Genomic DNA, 24,249 nt, shown 5'->3' with positions numbered 1-24,249 from the left:
AAGGAATGGTTATGAGTAAGGAAATAAAATCAACTTGTTGTGAATCACACACACATCGAGAAAAAGAAAATTGTTGTCAAAATCAGACGAAAGTAGTGACCGATTCCTGTTGTGAATCAACTCCTTCTTCATCTGAATCGAATTGTTGTCTTGAGAAAGAACAATCATCTTGTTGTAGTGAAGATAAAGAAGAAGTGGACGACTGTTGTCATTATGAAAAAGAATCAAAAGAAAATACAAGCCCTATCAAGAAAACCTACCAAGTTTCTGGAATGGATTGTGGCAGCTGCGCTTTAACAATTGAAAAAGGTTTGAAACAACTGTCTGGTATTGAAGAGGTACAAGTCAATTTTAGTACAGGAAAAATGAATGTTACTGTCAGCAACAATGATATTTTAAACACGATTCCAAAACACGTCGAAAAATTAGGTTATCAACTGGTCCAGACGCTCTCAAAAAATGAACACACCTTAAAAGTCACTGGGATGGATTGTGGCGGTTGCGCTCAAACGATTGAGAAACATTTTTCTAAGATGAAGGAAATAGATACTGTTTCTGTAAGTTTTGCGAATGGTTCTATGGTAGTCGCACATACCAATCCGTTAACAGAGATTAAAAAAGAATTAAAGAAGTTAGGTTATCAAGGAGTTGTTGAAAAAGAACAAACGGCTATTGCTAAAAAAGGAACGATCGATTCGGCCACTAAAAATTTGATCTTGTCAGGAATTCTTTTACTTTTGGGGTATGGTAGCTCAGTCTTTTCAATTAATCTTCCTATTGCGCCATTCTTCTTTGCAGCATCTATGATGATTAGTGGTTGGCGACCGGCTAGAAGTGCTTTTTATGCAGTGCAAAGTAAGTCGTTGGATATGAATGTATTGATGGTTACGGCAGCGATTGGCGCAGGGATTATTGGTGAATGGGGAGAAGGAGCGCTAGTTGTCTTCTTATTTGCGATTGGAAACTATTTACAAAATAAAGCTGTGGAACGTACACGCAGGTCGATTCAAGGATTAATGGATTTAACACCTCAAACAGCTTTCGTAAAAAGTGGGACGACATTTGTTGAAGTAGCGGTTGAAAATATTCTATTGGGTGATACTTTACTGGTAAAGGCTGGCGAAAGAATTCCGTTGGATGGACTAGTAACTAAAGGAAATTCAATGGTGGATCAATCACCGATCACAGGAGAATCGATTCCTGTTTATAAATCCGAACAAGCTGAAGTATTTGCGGGAACGATTAATCAAGAAGGCTCATTAGAAATAAAAGTGACTCATTTGTCAGAAGATTCAACGATTGCTCACATCATTCAAATGGTCGAAGACGCACAAGCTAATAAAGCTCCGTCTGAAGCGTTTGTTGATAAGTTTGCTAAAATCTATACACCAATTGTTTTTATTTTAGCTTTAGGGGTGATGATTTTACCAACCGTTGTTTTTCAAGCGGATTTTGCGACTTGGTTTTATCGAGGTTTAGAATTATTGGTGGTTGCCTGTCCGTGTGCCTTAATTATCTCTACACCTGTTTCGATTGTATCTGCCATTGGCAATGCCGCCAAAAATGGTGTCTTAATCAAAGGGGGCACTTTTTTAGAAAAAGCTGGCGAATTAACAGCGATTGCTTTTGATAAAACGGGGACGATTACAGAAGGCAAACCACAAGTGACAGAAGTATCCGTTTATGAAGGGTCAAAAGAAACCTTCTTACAGATTTTAGCTTCTTTGGAAGGCCACACGACCCATCCAATCGGAAAAGCGATTGTTTCATTTGTTGAAGAACAAGAGCTGTCCATGATTGAATCCACTGATTTTCAAACAATTACAGGAAAAGGAATTGAAGCAACAATCGATGGGCAAAAATATTATGCGGGTTCAACTAGTCTTTTTTCCGAAAAGGTATTTAGTTCAACACATAGGCAAGCAGCAGAAAACCTAGAAAAAACTGGACATACGATTGTTTTTCTAGGAACTGACACAAAAATTATAGGTTTGGTTGGCGTAGCGGATAAGATTCGTCAAACATCAAAAGATGCTATCACCCAATTGTCTTCTGTCGGTATTCGTAAAACAGTTATGTTGACTGGTGATAATCAAGGTGCAGCACAAAAAATTGCTAACGAAGCTGGTGTTTCGGATGTCAAAGCGAACTTGTTGCCAGAAGATAAAGTATTGGCGATTGAAGAATTAAAGCAACAAGAAGTCGTTGCCATGATTGGTGACGGAATCAATGATGCGCCTGCTCTAGCAATAGCCGATTTGGGTATCGCAATGGGTGGTGCAGGAACGGATACAGCGATTGAAACAGCAGACATTGTATTGATGGCCGACAATTTGGAAAAATTACCTTATACGATTGATTTGAGTAAACGTGCATTGAAAATTATTAAACAGAATATTATTTTCTCTTTGGTTATCAAATTGATTGCGTTAGTCTTTATTTTTCCTGGATGGTTGTCTTTATGGATGGCAGTATTAAGTGATTCTGGTGCAGCAGTGATTGTCACTTTGAATGCATTACGCTTAGCTAAGATAAAAAAATAAAGTATTAGTCTTCAGCAAGGTAAGATTTTGTTGATTTTTTCTTTATTTCTTAAATATTATCTTGATTATATCTTGCACTATGACCAAGTCTTCGTCGTTTAGTTCGTCCAACATACTTTCAAGTTGTCTTCGTCTAGAACTTTTTATTGTATCTTTTTGCTCTAAGAAAAAACTATCTAAAGAAACATTAAGTAGTGTTACCAACTGATATAAAATATGCAAACTAGGTTGCTGTCCTTGGTTTTCAATATTCGTTAAATATCTAGGCGCAATCTTGATGATTGATCCTACTTGTTCACGAGTTAAACCTTGATTCATACGTGCTTCTTTTATGGCAAGACCAATAGGTCGAAAATCAAATTTTTCATTTTCATCAAACATTATATATCACCCAATAACATTATACTGTTCCTCTTAAACAGGAAACAGGTCTTATATAATGTGCATGCACCTTCAATAGTTCCTGATTTTAAATAACAGTTAACTGCTAATGATAAAAAAAAACTGTCATTTAGTGGTTCTCTTTGTATGTTTTAAACGAGATAAGATTAGACGGTTTCTAAATCGTCTTTTTTTGTTATCTAACTAAATAATCAGTTTTTGGAGCGACTATTATGAATTACTCTAATACTGAAAATAAAAAAATAAAAAAAGCCGTAATACAGTTAAAAAAAATATTTATAAATCAGTGAGTAAAAATGCTCAAAAAAGTGATTTGTCAAATCCTATTAAGGGAATTATAAGTGCGAATTTTCTGGACTATCATTCAGTAAATTCGCATTTTTGCGTTGTTCCAAAAGTGTTGAAAAATAATCAATTCTCACCTTTAAGGTGTTTGCTACGAAAGGAGGTGAGAGTATGAATCGAATACAGCCTATATATCTTATATTACTTCGACTAAAAATTTTCTGTTAACCGTATCATTTTTAACTCCTATTTTATTTATTACTACGAAAGGAGAAGCAGATGGACAAATACGATGAAAAAAAATATATCTATGAACAGATGAGATTAATAATAGAGGAAAGGAGACGACTGACTGAGCTTTATTATGATTTGAAAAAAAAACTTAATCAATTGGACAATGATTCCAATGATGAACAATTTAACTTAGAAACCAGCAAAAGCTCAAAAATTGATTTAAAAAAGGAAAGTGAAATTCAAAGATATATGACTGACCGTTCTATTCCTAAAAAGATAGTGTCGTATCAGCAAATAAGTCTGACTATTGCCTCAATACTAAAAGAATCTCAAACACCTTTAAGAAATCAAGAGATTTATTCAATTTTAAAAGAAAAAGGAGACTACCAAGTATCTATGAAAAATTTAAGTGTTAATATTTTACCCAGAATGAATAAAGATAAGCATATACCTGTAGAAAGAGCATATAGAGGATACTGGCAATATCGACTTCATTAGCTATCCATCATGGTAATAACCTAGCTACTTCTTTCAATAATACTTGAAAGAGAAGTGGTTCAGATGAAAAAAGATGTATACAGCGCTCAGTTGACTAGCTATTTCGTGCGTGTAATCAGAAATCGAGCTGCACAATATAATTACAAGAAAATTCGAGAACAAAATTTAGAGATACTAATAGATGATACTTCAAGAGAATTTATAGACCCAGTATCAATGAATGATACATTTGAAATTCCTAATATCGTAATATTTAATATTAAATTGTATATTAAAGACGAAAAATTAAGACAAGTGTTGGAAGAATTAAATGATAAAGAAAAGTTTATACTCATTAACAAAGTAATATTTGATCAAACCGATGAAGAACTAAGTCAAAAACTTGGTGTAGGGAGACCTGCTGTAACTAATTTTAAGAATCGAATGTATAAAAGGATTATAAAGAACTGGAAGAAGCATTACTTCAACTAAACATGTGAATTAAGTAACAAAAGGAGTGTTTATCATGGAAAGTCTTTACGATCTTTATGTTGCTGCAAGACAAGGACAAACGAGTGCTGTAGCAGAAATAATTGAACGATTTGAACCATTAATGAAAAAAGTTTCTAGGAAAAATGGCATTTTAGATAAAGACTGTTACCAAGAATGTGTCGTTGCTTTGATAGCCTCGATTGAAAAGTTTGAATTAAGGGAATGAAACAATTTTTGTAAAGTGTATCATTTATTCCTTTACTTTTATTTATATTAAGTAGAAACACAAATTGATCTTTGAAAACTGAATAAATCTATTAGTTACATTAATCTAGTACGAGCGAGATTGAAGTATCGCCTTAACTTGATCAAATCAACGAGCGATAAAAATACTTTCAATCGTCATAGTTTTTAGTCAATTCTGTGATGCTAAGACTTACTAGAGGATAATGATACTTCCGCAAGGCCGCCAAAGACTGGGGGGAGGTTGCTAAAACCTATGGCGATGGACAATCGCAACTAATAGATGTAAAAACTGTATAAAGAATTAAAACTTCTCAATCATTGAGTTACAAATCTTAAAGATTTACATTATAAGAAAACAGTAAATACTTAGGATTAATAAACCAATTTCTCTTGATTTTACTAACTAAAAGCATTAGACTTATAAAAGTGAATTGGTCCCCGTAACTCAGTGGATAGAGTGACAGCCTCCGAAGCTGTTGGCCAGAGGTTCAAATCCTCTCGGGGGCGTCAAAGCTGAAACCTTATATTTTAGGGTTTCAGCTTTTTTATATTTTCCTAATAATTGTGTAGGTACTATTCAGACCCTTCTACTATATACTTTCTTTGCCAAATTTCTATCTCAGCTGATGTATTACCAACTGCAAAATTTGTTAAAACTATTGCATCTTTTAAGTTCAATTTTTCTATTGATCTTTCCCCAGATTTTAACTTTTTAATAGAGCTTAAACTGATTCCAGTTCCTTTTGAAATGTCATTTGCGGTCTTTTTTTCCAAAATTTCGTGAATTTTAGCAATATCAGCAATTCCTTGCTGCATAAGGCTTCAACCTCCCTTCTTGCACAAAAATCATTATACCACCACAAGGGCATTTTTTGTATAAAAAAGGGTACTGTAGGGGTAAAATTGTTAATTTAGTCAAAAAACACACTTTTTCGATAGGGGACTTCTTTTAGATATTGTTTCTAAAACTGTTTCACGAGGAGGTTTTGTTATGGAGACAATTCGATTTGAACTATCAAACACTCAAAAAGAAACACTTAAAACAGAATTGCGTCAAATTTTAAACGAAGAAGTTGAGAAGTTTAAAGATTATCATGGAATTCGTTATATGAAAAAATTTGAAGTATGCTCCTATCTCGGAGTGTCAAACAATAAACTTGACCAAATGATAAAGAATGAAGATTTTCCCTTAATAAAAATTCAAGGTGTAATACGTTTTGATAAATTGCAAGTGGATCAATGGATGACAGAGCGTTCAAATATTAGCTAAATCATGGTACAATATGAGCGTAGATAGACTATGTTCCGCTTTTAGAAAGGAGAAAAAACATGTCTATTAAAAAACAAAAAAGCGGTTCATTCAAAGTTAACGTCCCTTATCCAGTAAAATTTCGTGAAATATCCGGTATTGACTCTACTAGATTTCAAAAAACTTTTTCCACTTTCGAAGAAGCAGAGAAAGCCGAAAAAGATATGAAAAAAAGTATAGATAAAGTTATCAAAAATAATTCTGCTCGATCATTAGAACTTAAGGGAAACATAAAATTTAAAAAATTTTTTGAGGAAATTTGGTGGGATATGTATTTAGTTGGACAAACGAGTCGAACAAAAAAATCTCCATCCTCAGCTACAGTTGAAAATACTCAGAGAATTTTTAAGAATCATTTGCTTCCAATGTTTGGTGATTTTTCATTGAATTATTTGAATGACAGATTAGAAATTGTTTCTGCAAAGATGAGAAAAAAATCTATGGAGTATGCGAATATCAATCAAATAAAAATATATTTGGTCCAGGTTTTTGATATTGCTGAAGTTTTTGGATATATCGAATATAATAGGCTAGATAAAGTTATGAATCTATTAACCTCCCCTAAAAAAGATGAATTAGCTAAAGAAAAATATCATAAGAATAAAGCATTGTCAGCAAAAGAATTAAATGCATATTTGGAAGCATTAAGCACGGACTTAATCAACGGGGATATTATTTTTCAAGATTATGCCCTATTTATGATCACTATGATATTAGGAGATAGAAAATCTGAATCCTATGCCCTACAATGGAAGCATATTCTGTTTAAAAAGAAGTGTATTCGTTTAGTTCAGGCTCAAGATAGAAATGCTGCAGTAGTTCCTACAAAAGGCCGTAAGAAAACTATCTTTCAAATTCCTGATGAGCTCTATAAAATTTTGCTTAAATGGAGACGAATTCAAAAGAAAGAATTATTTAAAATGGGTGTAAAACAAGATGAAGAACAATTTCTATTCACTTTTACTAATAGAAAAGGTGAAATGAATCAGCAAGTTCATGCATGCTATCTTAATAGACGCTTAGAGGCTATGGAGAGGCGTCACCCTGAATTAGCCCATCTAACACCCCATAAGCTCAGACACACCTTTGCAACGCTTGCTAGAGAGGCTGGTGTAACGATGAATGACATTTCTAGTGCTCTCACCCATTCTGATACAGAAATCACTCGTACTTATGTAAATACTGAAGACGTTGTCGGTTTAACTGTATACTCAGGATTTAAAAAAACATTGGATGAGGCTAAAATTGAAGCATGATGTATCTATTTATGTATCTATCGCACAAAAATAGCACTTTTCTCTGTCAAAAAAAGTGCTGAAAAACATTGATATATAAGCATTTTAACTAGATATTTGGACACGCTGTATTAAAAGAACCGGAATCTTATGTGATATCCATTACACTAAGGTGACGACAATAGAATAATTTTATCTGATTCCCTAACAAATATCAAGAGTCACGAACAAATATATGTAAGTCTTATATTATTTGCTATTTTGTCAAATTACAGATAAAAACGTTTTTGAGCAATTCATAGGATATAGAAATAAAAAATCTTTTCAAATCAGAATCTTTCTTGTTAAGTTGTTATGAATGCTCAAAAACAAATTTATTAATATGGGACAAAAAACGTCCAGATAAATGACCGGTTTTAATTTTACTTTTTCTAACATCTTTCTCTAAAGGGAAAGTTTAGGCTTGATTTTTAAAATAATTACTGATAGAATGAACGTGTAGTAAATGATATATGAGTCATTTTACTGGAAGTGTCTGAAATTCAATCTAGAAATTAAGAGGGACGTTTTTAGACCCTGTTAGTGAACCCTTTGAAAGGAGTCTGCTATGGATGCATTTTCATTGATGCAGGACCTTGTGCCTGAGTCATTTGTTAGCATGAGAGTTCGGTTTAGGATTCTTCAGATGATTGCTAACCATCAACCAATTGGCAGACGTTCTTTAGCCAAAGAGCTAGAGATGACTGAGAGGACACTTAGGACTGAAACCGATTTGCTCAAGGACCAAAAACTGATAGATATTCAGTCTAAAGGGATGGTCTTGACAGATGTAGGTGCGGAGCTTCTAACACAGTTGAGTGCACAAGCGAACTGCCTGATTACAATGAGCTATTTGGAGAGACAACTAGCTTCCAAACTAGGAGTATCCTTTTGTCGTATTGTTGAAAAAACCACAGGAGATGGTTATCAGGAATTGCTCAACCAATCCATTGGGGATGCGGTTCAAGCCATTTTAGAACAGATTTTACCTCTTGGAGATTCTATCCTAGCGGTAACGGGTGGAACGACTATGGCGAGTTTAGCTAGTCGATTTACTAAGGAGCTATCCAAACATAGAAGTCTGACATTTGTTCCTGCACGAGGTGGTGTAGGTGGATCTACCATCATTCAAGCCTCTAGTGTTAGTGAGATGATGGCCAGTAGAACTGGTGGTAAACACTATTCTCTCTATATTCCAGAACATGTCAGCAAGGAGACATATCTTCCTCTTATGCAAGAACCGACTATATCTAAAGCAATAAATTTGATGAAACACGCAAACTGTTTGTTATATAGTGTCGGAGATGCTAAAATAATGGGAGAGAGACGAGGACTTAAATCTGAGGATTTAGAACTCATCCATGAAAAAAAAGCAATCGGTGAAGCTTTCGGCTGTTTTTTTACTGCGTCCGGAGAAGTGGTTTATAAGTTGCCACGAGTAGGGCTGCATTTGAGTGATTTAACATCTATTCCTTTCTCAGTTGCAATTGTAACGGGAATAGAAAAGGTAGAGGCCTTAAAAGCCTATGCCAAACTAGCACCAAGGTTAAAAACATGGTTTGTGGTTGATCAAGGTGTTGCTAATCTGGTTTTAAGCGAGGCAACTCGTTAAAAATAAAATTATTTCCAAGGAGGAAATCAAATTATGACAGTAAAAGTAGGTATTAACGGTTTTGGACGTATTGGACGTTTAGCATTCCGCCGTATCCAAGATTTAGAAGGGATCGAAGTAGTTGCGGTTAACGATTTAACAGATGCAAGACAATTAGCTCATTTGTTAAAATATGACACAACTCAAGGTCGTTTCAACGGTGAAGTTATTGTTAATGAAGGTTCATTCACAGTTAATGGAAAAGAATTAAAAGTATTTGCTAACCCAAATCCTGCTGAAATCCCATGGGGTGACCTAGGCGTGGATATCGTATTAGAATGTACTGGATTCTTTACTTCTAAAGAAAAAGCTGAGTTACACTTACAAGGTGGAGCTAAACGTGTGGTTATCTCTGCACCTGGTGGTAACGATGTTCCTACAGTTGTATTCAACACTAACCATGATATCTTAACTGGTGACGAAACAGTTATCTCTGGTGCTTCATGTACTACAAACTGTTTAGCACCAATGGCGAAAGCATTACAAGATAACTTTGGCGTTGTTGAAGGTTTGATGACAACTATTCACGCTTATACAGGTGACCAAAATACTTTAGATGCTCCTCACCGTGGTGGAGACTTACGTCGTGGACGTGCGGCAGCTGCTAACATCGTTCCTAACACAACTGGTGCTGCTAAAGCTATCGGTTTAGTAATCCCAGAATTAAATGGTAAATTAGACGGTGCTGCTCAACGTGTTCCAGTTCCAACTGGTTCATTAACTGAATTAGTAACAGTATTAGAAAAACCAGTTACTGTAGAAGAAGTTAACGCTGCTATGAAAGCTGCTGCTAACGAATCTTATGGTTACACAGAAGATGAAATTGTTTCATCTGATATTGTTGGAATCACTTACGGTTCATTATTTGATGCAACTCAAACAAAAGTGATGACTGTTGGCGACAAACAATTAGTTAAAACAGTTTCTTGGTACGATAACGAAATGTCATACACTGCACAATTAGTTCGTACTTTAGAATACTTTGCTAAACTATAATTTACTTCAATAACAAAATCGTGTCGAAAGGAAGAGCGACGGAGGCATTCGCTTCCGCGCTCTTTTTTCATAAGTTTTTCTATTTTGGATTATTTTTTAACATGTGAGATTTTTCTCGCTCCAAACTAATTTTAGGAGGAAAGCCAATGGCAAAAAAAGTAGTAACCGACTTAGATGTAAGTGGAAAGAAAGTATTAGTTCGTGTTGATTTTAACGTACCTTTGAAAGACGGAGTGATTACGGATGATAACCGTATCGTTCAAGCTTTGCCAACCATTGAGTACTTATTAGAAAATAACGCGAAAGTAATTCTTTTCTCTCACTTAGGTAAAGTAAAATCAGAAGAGGATAAAGCTAAGTTGAGCTTGAAACCAGTAGCTACTCGTTTATCAGAATTATTGAAGAAAGATGTTACTTTCGTACCAGTTACTCGTGGAAAAGAACTAGAAGATGCGATTGCTAATCTAGAAGATGGACAAGTATTGTTATTTGAAAATACTCGTTTTGAAGACTTAGATGGCAAGAAAGAATCTAAAAATGACCCTGAATTAGGAAGATACTGGGCAAGCCTAGGTGACCTATTCGTGAATGACGCATTTGGTACTGCTCACCGTGCGCATGCTTCAAACGTTGGGATTGCTAGCCAACTAGATTCAGCAGCTGGCTTCTTGATGGAAAAAGAAATCAAGTTCATCGGTGGCGCTGTTGACAATCCAGAACGTCCATTTATCGCTATCTTGGGTGGAGCTAAAGTTTCTGACAAAATTGGTGTTATCGAAAGCTTACTTGATAAGGCTGATAAAGTTCTTATTGGTGGTGGAATGGCCTATACTTTTTACAAAGCACAAGGCAAAGAAATCGGTAAATCACTTCTAGAAGCTGATCGTGTAGAATTAGCAAAAGGTTTGTTAGAAAAAGCTGGTGACAAATTAGTATTGCCAATCGATACAAAAGTTGCTCCAGATTTTGACAATGATGCACCAATCACTATTGTTTCTTCAGATGCAATCCCAGCTGATCAAGAGGGATTAGACATTGGACCTGCAACAGTCGAATTGTTTGCTTCTCTATTACAAGGCGCTAAGACAGTTGTTTGGAATGGACCAATGGGTGTATTCGAAATGCCTAACTTTGCTAAAGGTACTATCGGTATCTGTGAAGCCATTGCAAACCTTGAAGGAGCTACAACCATTATTGGTGGGGGAGATTCAGCAGCAGCGGCTATTTCTTTAGGCTTTGCTGACAAATTTACTCACATCTCTACTGGTGGTGGAGCATCTTTAGAATACCTAGAAGGAAAAGAACTTCCTGGTGTAGCATCAATCTCTGATAAATAAGACATGAAGGGTGATTTTTCACCCTTTGATTGAGTCTATTTAAAGAATAAGAAATTAATCAAGGAGGAATGGCAATATGCGTAAACCGATCATTGCAGGAAACTGGAAAATGAACAAAACAAATGTAGAAGCACGTGAATTTGTTGAAGCAGTAAAGGATAAGGTACCATCAAGTGATGTTGTTGACACAGTAATTGGAGCACCAGCACTTTTCTTAGAAGGTATGAAAAAAGGACTTGAAGGATCAGCAGTTAAACTAGCGGCACAAAATGCTTATTTTGAAGATGAAGGTGCCTTCACTGGTGAAATCAGTCCAAAAGCTCTAGCTGCTCTAGGAATTGACTATGTGATTATTGGACATTCAGAACGTCGTGAATACTTTGGCGAAACTGACCAAGACATTAACAAAAAAGCACATGCCGTTATCCGTAATGGTATGACACCAATTGTATGTTGTGGTGAAACGCTAGAAACTTATGAAGCAGGTAAAGCCGGCGAATTCGTAGGTGCTCAAATTTCTGCTGCACTAGAAGGCTTAAGTGATGATCAAGTGAAATCACTTGTCATTGCGTATGAACCAATCTGGGCTATCGGAACTGGTAAGTCAGCTACTAAAGATGATGCACAACATATGTGCTCAACTGTACGTCAAGTTGTCGCAAAAGACTTCGGTCAAGACGTTGCTGATGCTGTACGGATTCAATATGGTGGTTCTGTTAAACCAGAAAACATCGCTGAATATATGGCGTGCCCAGACGTTGATGGTGCATTAGTTGGTGGCGCAAGCTTACAAGCTGATTCATTCTTAGCATTATTGGAGGCAGTAAAATAATGACAAAATCACCTGTAGCAATTATCATCCTTGACGGTTTTGGTTGGAGACCAGAAGTGGAAGGGAATGCTGTTGCTCAAGCAAACAAACCAAATTTTGATCGTTACTATAACCATTACCCTCATACAACCTTAAAGGCAGCCGGCTTAGATGTTGGTTTACCAGCAGGGCAAATGGGAAACTCAGAAGTTGGACACACCAATATTGGTGCTGGACGTATTGTTTATCAAAGTCTGACTCGTATTGATAAAGCTATTGAAGAAGGCGAATTTGCTACAAATGCTGCTTTAAACAATGCTTACAATCACGTTCTAGAAAATGATTCAGCTCTTCACTTATTTGGACTTCTATCTGATGGTGGTGTTCATAGCCATATCAATCACGTTTTGGCATTGGTAGAAACTGCTAAAGAAAAAGGGATCAAAAAATTATACATCCATGCTTTCTTAGATGGACGTGACGTGGATCCTAAAGCTGGACCAAGTTATATTAAAACACTTGAAGACAAGTTAGAAGAAGTTGGACTTGGACAAATTGCAACAGTATCAGGTCGTTACTACGCTATGGATCGAGATACTCGTTGGGAACGTGTGGAGTTAGCTTATAACGCTATCGCTCATTCACAAGGACCACAATTTGAACATGCACAAGATGTTGTTGCAACTAGTTATGCTGAAGGCGTGACAGATGAATTTGTTATTCCATCTGTTATCGTAAATAATGGTAAACCAGTTGCTAAGATTGAAGACAATGACGCAATTATTTTCTTCAACTTCCGTCCTGACCGTGCCATTCAACTTTCTAATGCCTTTACAGATAAAGAATGGACACATTTTGACCGTGGACAACGTGCTGAAAATGTCAAGTTCATTACCATGACACTTTACAACCCATCTATTGATGCAGAAGTCGCATTTGCTCCAATTCCTATGACCAATGTTGTAGGTGAAGTTTTGTCTAAACATGGATTGAAACAATTGCGTATTGCAGAAACAGAAAAATACCCGCACGTAACCTTCTTTATGAATGGTGGGCGTAATGAAGAATTCCCAGGTGAAAACCGAATTCTAATTCCTTCACCAAAAGTTGCAACCTATGACCTTAAACCAGAGATGAGTGCTTATGAAGTAGGAGATGCTCTATACAACAGTATCGTTAACAATGAAAACGATGCTATCCTATTAAACTTTGCTAACCCAGATATGGTTGGTCACTCAGGTATGCTAGAGCCAACGATTAAGGCCATTGAAGCAGTAGATGAAAACCTTGGTAAAGTAGTGGATGCCATCATTGAACGAGGTGGAACAGCGATTATCTTTGCTGACCATGGTAATTCAGAAACTATGATCACGCCAGAAGGTACACCGCATACAGCTCATACAACCGTTCCGGTACCAGTTATCGTTACAAAAGCTGGTGTAACATTGCGTGAAGGTGGGCGTTTAGCAGATATTGCTCCAACCATGTTAGACCTACTTGGAGTAGAAAAACCAGAAGAAATGACAGGCGAGTCACTAATCGCTAAATAATTGATTAGAAAAGGCTTTCTTTTATAGAAATGTTTGAAAGTTTGGCCTATTTTTAATAAAATAAAGATGCAAGTAAAAATAATGAAAAGGGAGTTAATAAATCATGCCATTTATTACAGATGTTTTTGCAAGAGAAGTACTAGATTCACGTGGTAACCCAACAATTGAAGTTGAAGTTTACACAGAAAGCGGTGCATTCGGACGCGGTATGGTTCCTTCAGGAGCTTCTACTGGTGAATACGAAGCAGTAGAATTACGCGATGGAGACAAAGACCGTTACTTAGGTAAAGGTGTACTTAAAGCTGTTGACAACGTAAATAACATTATTGCTGAAGCAATTATCGGTTACGATGTTCGTGAACAAATGGCAATCGATAAATTAATGATCGATTTAGATGGAACTGCTAACAAAGGTAAATTAGGAGCTAATGCTATCTTAGGCGTATCAATCGCTGTAGCACGTGCAGCTGCTGACTACCTAGAACAACCTCTATATCACTATTTAGGTGGATTCAATACAAAAGTATTGCCAACACCAATGATGAACATCGTTAATGGTGGATCTCACTCAGATGCTCCTATTGCATTCCAAGAATTCATGATCTTACCAGTTGGAGCTCCAACATTTAAAGAAGCATTACGTTGGGGAGCAGAAATCTTCCACGCATTAGCTAAAATCCTTAAAGGCCGTGGCTTAGTAACAGCTGTTGGGGATGAAGGTGGTTTTGCACCTACATTTGAAGGTACTGAAGATGCAGTTGAAACAATCTTAGAAGCAATCAAGGCTGTTGGATTAACACCAGGTAAAGATGTATACCTAGGATTTGACTGTGCAGCATCTGAATTCTACGAAGACGGCGTATACAACTATGCTAAATTCGAAGGAGAAGGTGGAGCAAAACGTACTTCTGCTGAACAAGTAGACTTCTTAGAAGAATTAGTAAACAAATACCCAATCCTTTCTATCGAAGACGGTATGGACGAAAACGATTGGGATGGATGGAAACTATTGACTGAACGTTTAGGTTCAAAAGTTCAATTAGTAGGTGACGACTTGTTCGTTACAAATACTGAAATCTTATCTCGTGGTATCGATCAAAACATCGGTAACTCAATCCTTATCAAAGTTAACCAAATCGGTACTTTGACAGAAACATTCAATGCGATTGAAATGGCTCAAAAAGCTGGTTACACTGCAGTAGTTTCTCACCGTTCTGGTGAAACTGAAGATTCAACAATTGCTGATATCGCAGTTGCAACAAACGCTGGCCAAATCAAGACAGGTTCATTAAGCCGTACTGACCGTATTGCTAAATACAACCAATTGTTACGTATTGAAGACCAATTAGGTGAATTAGCTGAATACCAAGGATTAAAAGCTTTCTACAACCTAAAAAATAAATAATTTCTAAATGAAGAGCCCTTCTCGTGTCGGTTTACCGACATGAGAAGGGCTTTTTGTATACAAAAAAAGTGGCTGTCTATACTACGAAAAGGGACTCCCAATAGGTTTGCCAGAAAATCAAAACAGTGAAAGAACTATAAGTCAGGGCATCTTAGTTTGCTCTTATAAAAAGGTAATTGGATATGTCTATAGCATTATCTGAAATCGTCTTGAATATTTTATAAGCTTGTACTTCATCGTTAGACAAGTCATAGTCAAGAATTCCCTCAAGACCTTCAAAACGTACGGTGACCTTACTATTTTCTTTCAGTTGTTCAAGAATTCTTCTATTGGCAACAAATTCACTACTTTCTGTAATTGTTCCATCGTCATTTATATCACGTTTAGGTTGTGGTGTTGATTCACTTAAAGGTTCGTTCTCATCAACCTTGATATATGTTTTGTCCCAAAACAACCAATTATCATTGACAAAACCGATTATAGTTTTTACAGAACCGATAGGGGAATAGAAAGTAGCAAAATGTGTCTTTTGGTTAACAGTTCTAATATCTTTGTAATACATAGTGACTTTTCCGGTTAAACTATCTGTTTCAGTAGTGGTATCCGTTAAAAGAGGCAGAATGATATCTAGGCATCCTCTAATTGGGTCAAGTGATTTATCATCTTTATGTTGGTTGAGAATAGTTTGTATTTCAGCAAATTGAGCTTTTTCTAAGAGCTTGTTAAGTGTTTCAATATTGTCCATCTTGCTTAGGAATGAATCAGGGTCTATATCCCTCATGTATATTGGTAGGTCAGAAAATGTGTACTCCTTGTCAAAAACGAACATGAGATAATGATCGTTGTCCCCTTCAATATCTGTCGGTATTTCTATAGATACTAGTGGTTTATCAGAAAAATATGTTTTATTTATTGATTGTGCCATATTATCAAATTGACTTTTTACGGTATCGTTGTTAACACTACCTCTTAAGACAATAGCACTAGGATAGTCAGAGTTATTATAATAAGCATACAGACCCATTGTTCCATATTCGCTTTGTGCATACTCAATTTTTGAAAATTTATTATTTTTGAAGAGGTCAACTTTTTGGAACTTTTCAAAATCTTGTTTGACAACATCTGATATTGTAACGCCTAATTTTTTGGCACTATCGGCAGTCTTACTAGAAGAAACTTCATTATTTGATGATACTATACTGGTTGATGAGCTTTCTTCTTTAGTGATGTTATTGCAGGCTACTAATAAAATTATGGGTAGTGATAGGGTCAATATTCTAATCTTTTTCATAAATAGTCAATCCTCCCAATTATTATCATCAAACTAAATAGGTCAATTACTTTGTGTAAGGTTGTTGAATGTTCTAATTTTATACTAAGTTTGCTCATAAGCAAGAATAGTAAGTTATCTGATCATTGATTGAAGTATACTATTTGTTGAGTAAAAAATAAATAGTAACGACACGCTAGCTCTTTTCTGATTCCACTTACAAAATTCTTTCAGTGAAAATACTTGATAGCTCTTTTAAAGGCTAGGCGAAGTTTTTTATATTCCTATTCATTAAGGCCTATGCTAATTCTCCGTATGACGAAGCAAGACAAGGATGGTATAATGAAACTAGAGATAGTGCTATCAAGTTGAGATTGATTCTTATACTATTAATGATATGGAGGGAATGCTATGACAACAATGCACATAGGTATCTATGTAATATTATTTATTTTCGCTGGAGTATTGATTTTCAAACTTGGAGATATATTACTCAATTCTATGGCTGAAAAAGAGAGTGTTAAGGCTGTTTTAATTGATAAAACCTCGCAAACAAGCGGAAATAGAGATGGTATGTATACTAGATTTATGTTAACTTTTGAGCTTGAAAATAAAGAAAGAAGAACATTTATCGTCAATCATCGACAATATGTAAAATATATTGTTGGGGATGAGGGAGTCTTAATCTTTCAAAGAAAACGAATGAATGATTTTCAGATTTAGAAAATAGGCAAGAATTGTTATTTGGTAGAACGATTTTTAAATCTATTAAAGAGTCTCCAGGTACGAATTAGAAGTCAAAGCGGTAGCAATTTTTACACCGTTACTTCTAATTCGTATCTGGAGACTCTTTTATGCCTTGGAATTGAGTTATTTGTTAGGAGCTTTTGTTAACCAAGCATTCTTTAAATCAAATCATAGTGCTTCAAGCCACTAACAATCCCATCAGCTTTATGGTCGCCAGTAATGTATTCGGCAATCTCTTTTAGTTGTGGGATGGCATTTCCCATGGCTATTGGGTGATCGACGACTTGAAACATTTCGAGGTCATTTAATCCATCACCGAAAGCGTAGGTTTCAATATCTTCTTGTTCTAAAGCTGTCAGTAGTTCTTGGATACCAAGGGCTTTAGAGACGCCTGCATGAATAACATCGATGGAATAAGGAGCGTTACGCACAAAACGCAATTGAGGGAATGTCTGTGTATAGCTTTCATCTTGGCCGGATTCGGATATGATTAAGCCCATATATACTGGATTATGATGATGGAAATCTTTACTGGTTTCTGGGACAGGTGAACTGATGTGGTCGTAAGTTTTTACAGCTAAGTCAGAAGGAACCACTATTTTTATTGCCTTATCATTGTATAGGGCTAGCCCATGATTGAGTTTTTTTGCGTGGTTAGATAGGTCAGCTATTAAGCTCTTACTTATTTCTTTGGCAATCAATGGTTGTCCCTTAAACAGTACGAATTGACCATTCATTAGAATGGCTGATTCGATATCAGCTTCCTTCATAATATCAATTATTTCTACATGTGTTCTACCTGAAGCGATAACTGGTTCAAAACCATTGGCTTTCAGTTGTCTGACTGCTTGAGCCACATTTTCGCTTATGGCTGATTGACCGTTTAACAAAGTTCCATCTAGGTCAAAGAATACAAGTCCTTTCATCAATACCTTCCTCTCAATACGGGTAATATTATAGTACATTACTACTAGTATACCGAAAATAGTCATGAAAGAACACTATTTCGATCATTGACTGATTTTCAGACCTTATTCCTTTAATTATGAGGATTAATTCGGTATGGTTAATGTATAAGATTTTTTATTAGTCAATATGAGGAGGAAACAAAAATGTCTACAAAGATCGAAAAGAGAGAACATGTCGGAACAAGTGCGGCAAGAAAAGTTAGAAGAGAACAACTGGTACCTGCAACTTTATTTGGCTCAGATATCGATGCCGTTTCTGTTTCTATTAATCGCAAAGAGTTAGAAGAAGTTATTCGTAGCAAGGGAGAAAATGCAGTATTTGATGTTAGCCTAAATGGCAAAACACATAAAGTTATTCTTGCTGAAATCCAACGTGCTGCATTGAAAAATGAAGTATATAGTGTCAGCTTACATGCTGTAAATGCCTCAGATACCCTAACGGTTGAAGTACCAATTGTATTACAGGATGGCGATAAACGTAGTGACGGGGTGCTTGACCAACATTTATTAACTATAACGGTAGAAGCTAAACCAGATGCTATCCCAAGTGAAATTACGGTTGACACCTCTAAACTAACTGTTGGTGAAACCATTACGGTGGAAGAGTTGCCAAAAATTGATGGTGTGACCTATACAACAGAAGCAGGGGCTTCTATTGCTGGGGTATCTCCATTTAGAAGTGATAAAGAATTAGAATCTTCTGCTGGTCAAGAAGAGCTTGTTGAAGAAGTTCAGGTCGTTGGTGAAGAAGAATAAGGCTATAGCCAGTAATACTTGACTTCTATCTGATAAAGAGGGCTTTGGCTATAGATTTACCCTTATTTTTATGGTACACTCTTTCTTAGGAATCAATCACTAAGGAGGAATAGTCCTTGTACAATATTGTATTAACCAGTATGCTTATTGTCAGTGTTTTACTGATTATTATTGTAGCAATGCAACCATCAAAGACAAATGCTGCTAGTTCTTTAACTGGTGGTGCTGAACAACTTTTTGGAAAGCAAAAAGCAAGAGGCTTTGAAGCATTTTTAATTCGTGTAACCGTCGTTTTAGGAGCTGCATTTTTAATCCTAGCGAGCTTATTAGTCTTCTTGTCATCTAACTAGCCGATAAAAGCACAGTGCGTTTGGTATTCCAGACCATTGTGCTTTTTTGCATAGTTTATCTAAAGACCAATAGTCTATACTATTAGAGAAAGAGAGTAATTCTATGTCTATTAAAGCGCCACAAGAAATATTTATAGCAGGAAACGATATTGCCATTCTTTTACTGCATGCCTATACCGGTTCATCAAATGACCTTAGACTCTTAGCACAAGACTTATCTCGCCAAGGCTATACGGTCTATCTACCCATTTACCGCGGCCATGGAACTGTCAACGTAGAGGACATCTTAGCTTACTCTGCTGAGGATTGGTGGCTAGATACTCAAGAGGCTATCCAGTATTTACAAGATAAGGGCTATAAAAAGATTATCGTTATGGGATTATCCATGGGTGGTATGATGGCGGCACGTGCGGCTGAAGAGTATGATGTTTTGGCTGCCGGTAGTTTTTGTTCACCAGTAACTCTTGAAACTACTCTGTCCCAAACCCTATACAAGAACTTTTTGGCTTATGCTGAAAAATCCTACCAATTACAAGGCTTCAGTCAAGAAGAAATTGCAGATAAATTAGTCAAGATTGAGAAGTCTGCTAAAAGCAATCTAAAAGCTTTAGAAGACTTAACCAAAGATACGGCTCAAAAGGTAGAAAAGATTGATGTCCCATACTATATTGCCCAAGGTGGTAAGGATACCTTCGTTGACCCAATGGCTTCTGTAACATTTCGCGACTCCTTGACTCAAAGTCAAGTGGATTTCCACTGGTTTGAAGACAGCCCTCACGTGATCAGTGTCGGTAAAGACCGTTTGGCATTTCAAGAAAGTGTCAAAAAATTTATAGAAAAAGTGACCCAACAATAAAAACTTAGAAAATAGAAAATGAAAGACAAAGGAAGTGATAACATGTCAGAAATAAAAGACCAATATTCTATGCTGGAGCAATCTGTCAAAGATTATTTTCAAGAGCATCCACAAGAAAGTTTCTTGGTGAAAGAGCTTAGCCAAATTTTTCAAGCAGACGACTCTACCAGTTTTAAATCTTTAGTAAAAATATTAGCAGCTTTAGAAGAAGCTAATTTTCTTGTGTTAAACAAATATGGACGTTTTGGCCTAAAAAACAATAAAGGAAAGCTGCAAGGAATCTTTCGTGCCAATGAAAGAGGGTTTGGTTTTGTAACGGTTGACCCAAGTCAGCCAGATATTTTTATACCTAAAGGAAGTACTGCTACTGCAATGGAGGGAGACCTAGTAGTCATTAAGATTACCAAAAAAGCCAACTCCTACTCAGACCGCGGTGAAGAAGCTCAAGTAGTGGAAATTATTGAACGAAAAACAACACAAATTGTGGGTATCTTTACTAGATATTCTAGTAAAGACATTAATGAAAGAGCAGATTACGGAACGGTAGCCCTAACTGATAATAAGTTAGCTCAATATGAGTGTGTTATTGAAGCCGGTGGACTCTTTCCTGTAGATGGAACGGTTGTAATTGTTGAGATTACAAGCTATCCGGACCTGGGTGGCAAGCCGGTGATGAAAGGTGTTATCACCAAAGAAATTGGTTATAAAGATGAAGTGGGGATGGATATCCTAACCATTCTTTACCAATTAGGAATCCCAACTGAGTTTCCTGAGGCCGTTCTAGAAGAAGCCAAACGCACACCGGATACAATCAGTGCTCAAGATTTAGAAGGAAGACAAGACTTCAGAAAAGACTTGACGATTACTATTGATGGCGCTGATGCCAAAGACTTAGATGATGCCATTTCCCTAACCAAACGACCAGATGAAACTTACCTGTTGGGGGTTCATATTGCCGATGTATCTCATTATGTACAGGAAAATAGTGCCATGGACCAAGAGGCCTTTGAACGAGGCACCAGTGTCTATGTGACCGACCGAGTTGTTCCAATGTTACCGCAACGATTATCCAATGGCATCTGTTCTCTTCATCCTAATGAAGACCGTCTAACCATGACCTGTCAAATGGAAATTGACCAAAGTGGAACTGTCTATTCTTATCACTTGTTCCCATCGGTTATTGAATCGGATTATCGGATGACTTATACGGATGTGAATGCCATTTATGACGGGGATAAGGCTTTAAGAGATAAGTACCATGAAATTGTTCCTATGTTAGAGGATATGAAAGACCTTCATCATATTTTGGAACGTCGTCGTAAGGAACGTGGGGCCATTGATTTTGATACCCATGAAGCCAAGATTATTGTCGATGACAAAGGGCACCCTATTGATATCCAAGTGAGAGAACGTGGCGTTTCAGAACGATTGATCGAATCCTTCATGTTGTCAGCTAATGAAACAGTAGCCAAACACCATGATAATTTGCATGTACCATTTATTTATCGGATTCATGAGCAGCCCAATGAGGACAAAATGCAACGCTTCTTAGAGTTTATTACAGCTTTTGGTATTTCTATTAAGGGAAGTTCGGATAGTATTAGTCCCAAAAAACTTCAAAAAGCTTTAGAACAAATTAAAGGGGAAGCGTATGAAGCAGTTGTTTCGACGATGATGCTTCGTTCCATGAAACAGGCTAAGTATGATATTGAACCTAGTGGACATTTCGGATTAGCTTCCAGGGACTATACGCATTTTACTTCTCCAATCAGACGTTACCCTGACTTAATTGTTCATCGTATGATGCGTTACTACTTTAAGCATGGCAAAAACCTTTCTCAGGAGCAGATAAATGGGCTTGAAGCACGTTTGCAAGAAATTGCAGACCAATCCTCTAAGATGGAACGAAAAGCTGTCACTGCTGAAAGAGAAACGGATGCCTTGAAGAAAGCAGAATTTATGCAGGATAAGATTGGACAAAGCTTTGAAGCAGTCATTAGTTCTGTTACTAAATTTGGTATCTTTGTAGAGTTGCCAAATACAGTTGAAGGTTTAATCCATATTTCACATATGAATTCAGATTATTATAACTTTGTTGAAAGCCATTTACTCTTAATTGGTGAACGTACTGGAAGAACCTTCCGTATCGGGGACAAGGTTAAAGTGAAGCTAGTAAAAGTAGATAGTGATAGCAGACAGATTGATTTTATCTTAGAAGAAGATAGCCAGTTAGAAACAGCAAGACAACAAGTCTTCAATGATAAGAAAATGAACCAAAATTCAAACTCGTCAAAAACTGCTAGAGCTAAATCTGGCAAAAAGCAATCTGGACAAATTTCAAAAGAAAAGAACAAAGGTAAAAAGAATGGACCAAGCAGCAAAAATGGCAAAAAGAATAAAAAAGCCAAACGCTCCTTTACCATTCGACAAAAATAAGTGGCACTTTGATATAAGCCTATGCCACTGTTAAGCATGAGGAGGTACTATGCCAAAAGGTCAAACTGATAAAGTATTAGCACAAAATCGAAAAGCTAGTCATGATTATACTATTCTTGATACAATTGAGGCGGGAATGGTTTTGACTGGTACAGAGATAAAATCTGTTCGAAATGCAAGAATCAATCTTAAGGATGGTTATTGTAGTATTCGCAATGGAGAAGTTTTCCTAGTCAATGTACACATTAGTCCATTTGAACAGGGAACGCTCTTTAACCATGACCCCTTACGTACTAGAAAGCTTTTGCTCCACAAGAGTCAAATTAAACGTCTTTCCGAGGAAGTAAAGCAATCAGGAAATACCATTGTGCCGTTAAAGGTTTACATTAAAAATGGCGTGGCAAAACTGTTGATTGGGATTGCTAAAGGGAAGAAGAATTATGACAAGCGGGAAGCCCTAAAGCAAAAAGATATGAAACGAGAAATGGACCGAGCTTTAAAAATTCGCTAATAAGGTTTTTAGCTTATGAGGATGAAGCAAGCTGACTCACAGTGATTGTTGAGGCTGGGTAAAAAGTCTAAATGATAACCAAATAAAATAGTTCCCCAGAAATCTACCCGTACAGAACGGTGTATAGCATAGCTGACGCACAGTGGATGTTGGCTTGTGCCGATTTACAGCCACGTAGACAGCTAAGTCAGTGAGACTAAGGCTCACGGCGGTGCCACCGTTTCCATTTCTGATAGATTTCTGGGGAACTATTTTATGATTTAGAAATTTTTTTATTTTATTACAGACTTTTTGCCCAGCCCCTGGTAAGATTTTGTGTTCAAGACTAATCTTTTTATTCTAAAAGCAAAACTTGATTTATCGTCACCATACATGACAGAAGTGGAAAAATTCGGTACAATAGAGAAGTAAATATAACCAATAAGAAGCCTGATAGAATATTCATTTTAACAGGGTCTTAAGGAGGATAAAAGATGGGTAAAAATGGAGTAACACTTTATTTTATGCGACACGGAGAAACTTATTTTAACCGTTATGCAAGAATGCAAGGTTGGTCAGATATGCCATTAACAAAGGAAGGACGTTTAGACGCTATTCGTAGTGGTTTAGGCATGCGAGATGTTCAGTTCGACGCAGTCTATACAAGTGATTTACGTAGAACCGTTGAAACGGCACAACTTTTCTTTAGAGACCATCCATCAAAAGATAATTTAACGATTCAGATGATGCCAGAATTTCGTGAGGTTTTCTTTGGCAGTTTAGAAGGGCAAGATTCTGTGCAAGTTTGGAATGAATTATATAAAACCCTCCAACGGTCATTTGATGAGGTTGGCGGTCGTAATATACAAGATGAACTTAATGCTCTAAAAGAGTTGGACCCAGATCATTTAGGTGAGAACTTTATGGAGTTTTGGCTACGTGTTGAACAGGGCTTGTTGAAGTTAATTCAACGCCACCGTGATACAAATCAAAATATTCTAGTTGTCAGTCACGGTATGACCATCCGTAATATGTTGCACGAACTTATCCCAGATTTTCAATTGTCTGAACCAATCCATAATTCTTCATTGAATATCGTAGAGTATTCAAATGGTGCATATCATCTAAAAGCTCTCAACCAAACTAATCATTTTGCACACCGTAAAAAGGCTGTTGAACGTGAATTTGATTTGATTCCACAAGAAATGTTTAAATAAAAATGCAAAAAAGGAAAACAAATGTGAGTTATAAACCTAGTGCCACCAATAAGCCAAGTGCAAGCAACAGAAACTAAGAACTTTGGACCTGATTTGACCGTACATTATAAAAAATGACCATTTAGCATTGTTTTTTGAAACAATGCT

Annotated in this window: 23 protein-coding genes and 1 tRNA gene; 20 read left to right on the top strand and 4 right to left on the bottom strand. The window is 36.5% G+C overall.

From position 1 onward, the window contains the following. Positions 1–11 precede the first annotated feature (11 nt). Positions 12–2,543 (top strand): heavy metal translocating P-type ATPase, encoded by a 2,532-nt coding sequence (locus NPA36_RS01160; RefSeq protein ID WP_256944283.1) that lies wholly within the window; start codon positions 12–14, stop codon positions 2,541–2,543. Positions 2,544–2,585: 42 nt separating this feature from the next. Here the strand turns inward: NPA36_RS01160 and NPA36_RS01155 are convergent, their stop codons facing one another. Beyond that, positions 2,586–2,924 carry a helix-turn-helix domain-containing protein gene (locus NPA36_RS01155; RefSeq protein ID WP_256944282.1) on the bottom strand — a complete coding sequence of 113 codons (339 nt, stop codon included), beginning with the start codon at positions 2,922–2,924 and terminating at the stop codon, positions 2,586–2,588. A 585-nt stretch (positions 2,925–3,509) separates the two neighbouring features. Between NPA36_RS01155 and NPA36_RS01150 the strand changes: the two genes are divergently transcribed. The 4 genes from NPA36_RS01150 (at position 3,510) to NPA36_RS01135 (ending at position 5,186) form a co-directional block, all read left to right on the top strand. Then, positions 3,510–3,962, top strand: a complete 453-nt coding sequence (locus tag NPA36_RS01150) for a hypothetical protein (RefSeq protein ID WP_256944281.1) — start codon at positions 3,510–3,512, stop codon at positions 3,960–3,962. Between the two features lie 63 nt (positions 3,963–4,025). Beyond that, positions 4,026–4,433 carry a sigma-70 RNA polymerase sigma factor region 4 domain-containing protein gene (locus NPA36_RS01145; protein WP_256944280.1) on the top strand — a complete coding sequence of 136 codons (408 nt, stop codon included), beginning with the start codon at positions 4,026–4,028 and terminating at the stop codon, positions 4,431–4,433. A gap of 34 nt (positions 4,434–4,467) precedes the next feature. Continuing rightward, entirely contained in the window at positions 4,468–4,659 is a 192-nt protein-coding gene (locus tag NPA36_RS01140; RefSeq protein ID WP_256944279.1) for a helix-turn-helix domain-containing protein, read from the top strand. A gap of 454 nt (positions 4,660–5,113) precedes the next feature. Next, a tRNA-Arg gene (locus NPA36_RS01135) sits at positions 5,114–5,186 on the top strand. Positions 5,187–5,252: 66 nt separating this feature from the next. Here NPA36_RS01135 and NPA36_RS01130 read toward each other — a convergent pair. Further along, positions 5,253–5,495: a hypothetical protein gene (locus NPA36_RS01130; protein WP_256944278.1), complete on the bottom strand. Its 243-nt coding sequence runs from the start codon at positions 5,493–5,495 to the stop codon at positions 5,253–5,255. A 175-nt stretch (positions 5,496–5,670) separates the two neighbouring features. Between NPA36_RS01130 and NPA36_RS01125 the strand changes: the two genes are divergently transcribed. From NPA36_RS01125 to eno, 8 genes are all read left to right on the top strand, one after another. Then, positions 5,671–5,949, top strand: a complete 279-nt coding sequence (locus tag NPA36_RS01125) for a helix-turn-helix transcriptional regulator (RefSeq protein WP_256944277.1) — start codon at positions 5,671–5,673, stop codon at positions 5,947–5,949. A gap of 59 nt (positions 5,950–6,008) precedes the next feature. After that, positions 6,009–7,244: a site-specific integrase gene (locus NPA36_RS01120; protein ID WP_256944276.1), complete on the top strand. Its 1,236-nt coding sequence runs from the start codon at positions 6,009–6,011 to the stop codon at positions 7,242–7,244. A gap of 586 nt (positions 7,245–7,830) precedes the next feature. Further along, a complete protein-coding gene (locus NPA36_RS01115) occupies positions 7,831–8,874 on the top strand; it encodes a sugar-binding transcriptional regulator (RefSeq protein ID WP_256944275.1) in 1,044 nt (347 codons plus the stop codon). A 33-nt stretch (positions 8,875–8,907) separates the two neighbouring features. Further along, a complete protein-coding gene (gap, locus tag NPA36_RS01110) occupies positions 8,908–9,909 on the top strand; it encodes a type I glyceraldehyde-3-phosphate dehydrogenase (RefSeq protein ID WP_256944274.1) in 1,002 nt (333 codons plus the stop codon). A 146-nt stretch (positions 9,910–10,055) separates the two neighbouring features. Then, the gene (locus NPA36_RS01105; RefSeq protein ID WP_256944273.1) at positions 10,056–11,246 is read left to right on the top strand and encodes a phosphoglycerate kinase; all 1,191 of its coding nucleotides are present in this window, start codon (positions 10,056–10,058) and stop codon (positions 11,244–11,246) included. A 76-nt stretch (positions 11,247–11,322) separates the two neighbouring features. Then, positions 11,323–12,078: a triose-phosphate isomerase gene (gene tpiA, locus NPA36_RS01100; RefSeq protein WP_256944272.1), complete on the top strand. Its 756-nt coding sequence runs from the start codon at positions 11,323–11,325 to the stop codon at positions 12,076–12,078. Next, positions 12,078–13,607, top strand: coding sequence for a 2,3-bisphosphoglycerate-independent phosphoglycerate mutase (gene gpmI / locus NPA36_RS01095; RefSeq protein ID WP_256944271.1), 1,530 nt, complete (start codon positions 12,078–12,080; stop codon positions 13,605–13,607). The genes tpiA and gpmI overlap by 1 nt, the downstream gene beginning before the upstream one ends. A gap of 103 nt (positions 13,608–13,710) precedes the next feature. Continuing rightward, positions 13,711–15,012, top strand: coding sequence for a phosphopyruvate hydratase (gene eno, locus NPA36_RS01090; RefSeq protein WP_256944270.1), 1,302 nt, complete (start codon positions 13,711–13,713; stop codon positions 15,010–15,012). Between the two features lie 151 nt (positions 15,013–15,163). Here eno and NPA36_RS01085 read toward each other — a convergent pair whose 3' ends face one another. Then, a complete protein-coding gene (locus NPA36_RS01085; RefSeq protein WP_256944269.1) occupies positions 15,164–16,303 on the bottom strand; it encodes a hypothetical protein in 1,140 nt (379 codons plus the stop codon). A gap of 390 nt (positions 16,304–16,693) precedes the next feature. Here NPA36_RS01085 and NPA36_RS01080 point away from each other — a divergent pair, with 390 nt between their 5' ends. Continuing rightward, positions 16,694–17,005: a DUF2500 domain-containing protein gene (locus tag NPA36_RS01080; protein WP_256944268.1), complete on the top strand. Its 312-nt coding sequence runs from the start codon at positions 16,694–16,696 to the stop codon at positions 17,003–17,005. Between the two features lie 182 nt (positions 17,006–17,187). On the opposite strand, the gene NPA36_RS01075 is transcribed toward NPA36_RS01080, so the two are convergent. Next, on the bottom strand, positions 17,188–17,955 hold the full coding sequence (locus NPA36_RS01075; protein ID WP_256944267.1) for a Cof-type HAD-IIB family hydrolase: 768 nt from the start codon (positions 17,953–17,955) through the stop codon (positions 17,188–17,190). Between the two features lie 186 nt (positions 17,956–18,141). Between NPA36_RS01075 and NPA36_RS01070 the strand changes: the two genes are divergently transcribed. The 6 genes from NPA36_RS01070 to NPA36_RS01045 all read left to right on the top strand — a co-directional run bounded on the left by NPA36_RS01070 (position 18,142) and on the right by NPA36_RS01045 (position 24,102). Then, complete coding sequence (locus NPA36_RS01070) at positions 18,142–18,753, top strand: 50S ribosomal protein L25 (protein WP_256944266.1); 612 nt, start codon at positions 18,142–18,144, stop codon at positions 18,751–18,753. Positions 18,754–18,869: 116 nt separating this feature from the next. Then, entirely contained in the window at positions 18,870–19,103 is a 234-nt protein-coding gene (gene secG, locus NPA36_RS01065; RefSeq protein WP_256944265.1) for a preprotein translocase subunit SecG, read from the top strand. Positions 19,104–19,206: 103 nt separating this feature from the next. Then, the gene (locus NPA36_RS01060) at positions 19,207–19,959 is read left to right on the top strand and encodes an alpha/beta hydrolase (protein ID WP_256944264.1); all 753 of its coding nucleotides are present in this window, start codon (positions 19,207–19,209) and stop codon (positions 19,957–19,959) included. Between the two features lie 42 nt (positions 19,960–20,001). After that, positions 20,002–22,395 (top strand): ribonuclease R, encoded by a 2,394-nt coding sequence (gene rnr / locus NPA36_RS01055; protein ID WP_256944262.1) that lies wholly within the window; start codon positions 20,002–20,004, stop codon positions 22,393–22,395. A 49-nt stretch (positions 22,396–22,444) separates the two neighbouring features. After that, complete coding sequence (gene smpB / locus NPA36_RS01050) at positions 22,445–22,906, top strand: SsrA-binding protein SmpB (protein ID WP_256944261.1); 462 nt, start codon at positions 22,445–22,447, stop codon at positions 22,904–22,906. 473 nt (positions 22,907–23,379) lie between these two features. Further along, positions 23,380–24,102 carry a histidine phosphatase family protein gene (locus tag NPA36_RS01045; RefSeq protein WP_256944260.1) on the top strand — a complete coding sequence of 241 codons (723 nt, stop codon included), beginning with the start codon at positions 23,380–23,382 and terminating at the stop codon, positions 24,100–24,102. Positions 24,103–24,249 lie beyond the last annotated feature (147 nt).

The organism is Granulicatella seriolae, from assembly GCF_024543085.1.
In the GTDB taxonomy this organism is placed as follows: Bacteria; Bacillota; Bacilli; order Lactobacillales; family Aerococcaceae; genus Granulicatella; species Granulicatella seriolae.
Note: the sequence above shows the minus strand (reverse complement) of the source record. Positions and strands in the feature narration are given on the sequence as shown.

Excerpts from the sequence above, each read along its gene's own strand:
- NPA36_RS01160 (WP_256944283.1), top strand. The coding sequence starts at position 12 with ATGAGTAAGGAAATAAAATCAACTTGTTGTGAATCACACACACATCGA.
- NPA36_RS01155 (WP_256944282.1), bottom strand. The coding sequence starts at position 2,924 with ATGTTTGATGAAAATGAAAAATTTGATTTTCGACCTATTGGTCTTGCC.
- NPA36_RS01150 (WP_256944281.1), top strand. The coding sequence starts at position 3,510 with ATGGACAAATACGATGAAAAAAAATATATCTATGAACAGATGAGATTA.
- NPA36_RS01145 (WP_256944280.1), top strand. The coding sequence starts at position 4,026 with ATGAAAAAAGATGTATACAGCGCTCAGTTGACTAGCTATTTCGTGCGT.
- NPA36_RS01140 (WP_256944279.1), top strand. The coding sequence starts at position 4,468 with ATGGAAAGTCTTTACGATCTTTATGTTGCTGCAAGACAAGGACAAACG.
- NPA36_RS01130 (WP_256944278.1), bottom strand. The coding sequence starts at position 5,495 with ATGCAGCAAGGAATTGCTGATATTGCTAAAATTCACGAAATTTTGGAA.
- NPA36_RS01125 (WP_256944277.1), top strand. The coding sequence starts at position 5,671 with ATGGAGACAATTCGATTTGAACTATCAAACACTCAAAAAGAAACACTT.
- NPA36_RS01120 (WP_256944276.1), top strand. The coding sequence starts at position 6,009 with ATGTCTATTAAAAAACAAAAAAGCGGTTCATTCAAAGTTAACGTCCCT.
- NPA36_RS01115 (WP_256944275.1), top strand. The coding sequence starts at position 7,831 with ATGGATGCATTTTCATTGATGCAGGACCTTGTGCCTGAGTCATTTGTT.
- gap (WP_256944274.1), top strand. The coding sequence starts at position 8,908 with ATGACAGTAAAAGTAGGTATTAACGGTTTTGGACGTATTGGACGTTTA.
- NPA36_RS01105 (WP_256944273.1), top strand. The coding sequence starts at position 10,056 with ATGGCAAAAAAAGTAGTAACCGACTTAGATGTAAGTGGAAAGAAAGTA.
- tpiA (WP_256944272.1), top strand. The coding sequence starts at position 11,323 with ATGCGTAAACCGATCATTGCAGGAAACTGGAAAATGAACAAAACAAAT.
- gpmI (WP_256944271.1), top strand. The coding sequence starts at position 12,078 with ATGACAAAATCACCTGTAGCAATTATCATCCTTGACGGTTTTGGTTGG.
- eno (WP_256944270.1), top strand. The coding sequence starts at position 13,711 with ATGCCATTTATTACAGATGTTTTTGCAAGAGAAGTACTAGATTCACGT.
- NPA36_RS01085 (WP_256944269.1), bottom strand. The coding sequence starts at position 16,303 with ATGAAAAAGATTAGAATATTGACCCTATCACTACCCATAATTTTATTA.
- NPA36_RS01080 (WP_256944268.1), top strand. The coding sequence starts at position 16,694 with ATGACAACAATGCACATAGGTATCTATGTAATATTATTTATTTTCGCT.
- NPA36_RS01075 (WP_256944267.1), bottom strand. The coding sequence starts at position 17,955 with ATGAAAGGACTTGTATTCTTTGACCTAGATGGAACTTTGTTAAACGGT.
- NPA36_RS01070 (WP_256944266.1), top strand. The coding sequence starts at position 18,142 with ATGTCTACAAAGATCGAAAAGAGAGAACATGTCGGAACAAGTGCGGCA.
- NPA36_RS01060 (WP_256944264.1), top strand. The coding sequence starts at position 19,207 with ATGTCTATTAAAGCGCCACAAGAAATATTTATAGCAGGAAACGATATT.
- rnr (WP_256944262.1), top strand. The coding sequence starts at position 20,002 with ATGTCAGAAATAAAAGACCAATATTCTATGCTGGAGCAATCTGTCAAA.
- smpB (WP_256944261.1), top strand. The coding sequence starts at position 22,445 with ATGCCAAAAGGTCAAACTGATAAAGTATTAGCACAAAATCGAAAAGCT.
- NPA36_RS01045 (WP_256944260.1), top strand. The coding sequence starts at position 23,380 with ATGGGTAAAAATGGAGTAACACTTTATTTTATGCGACACGGAGAAACT.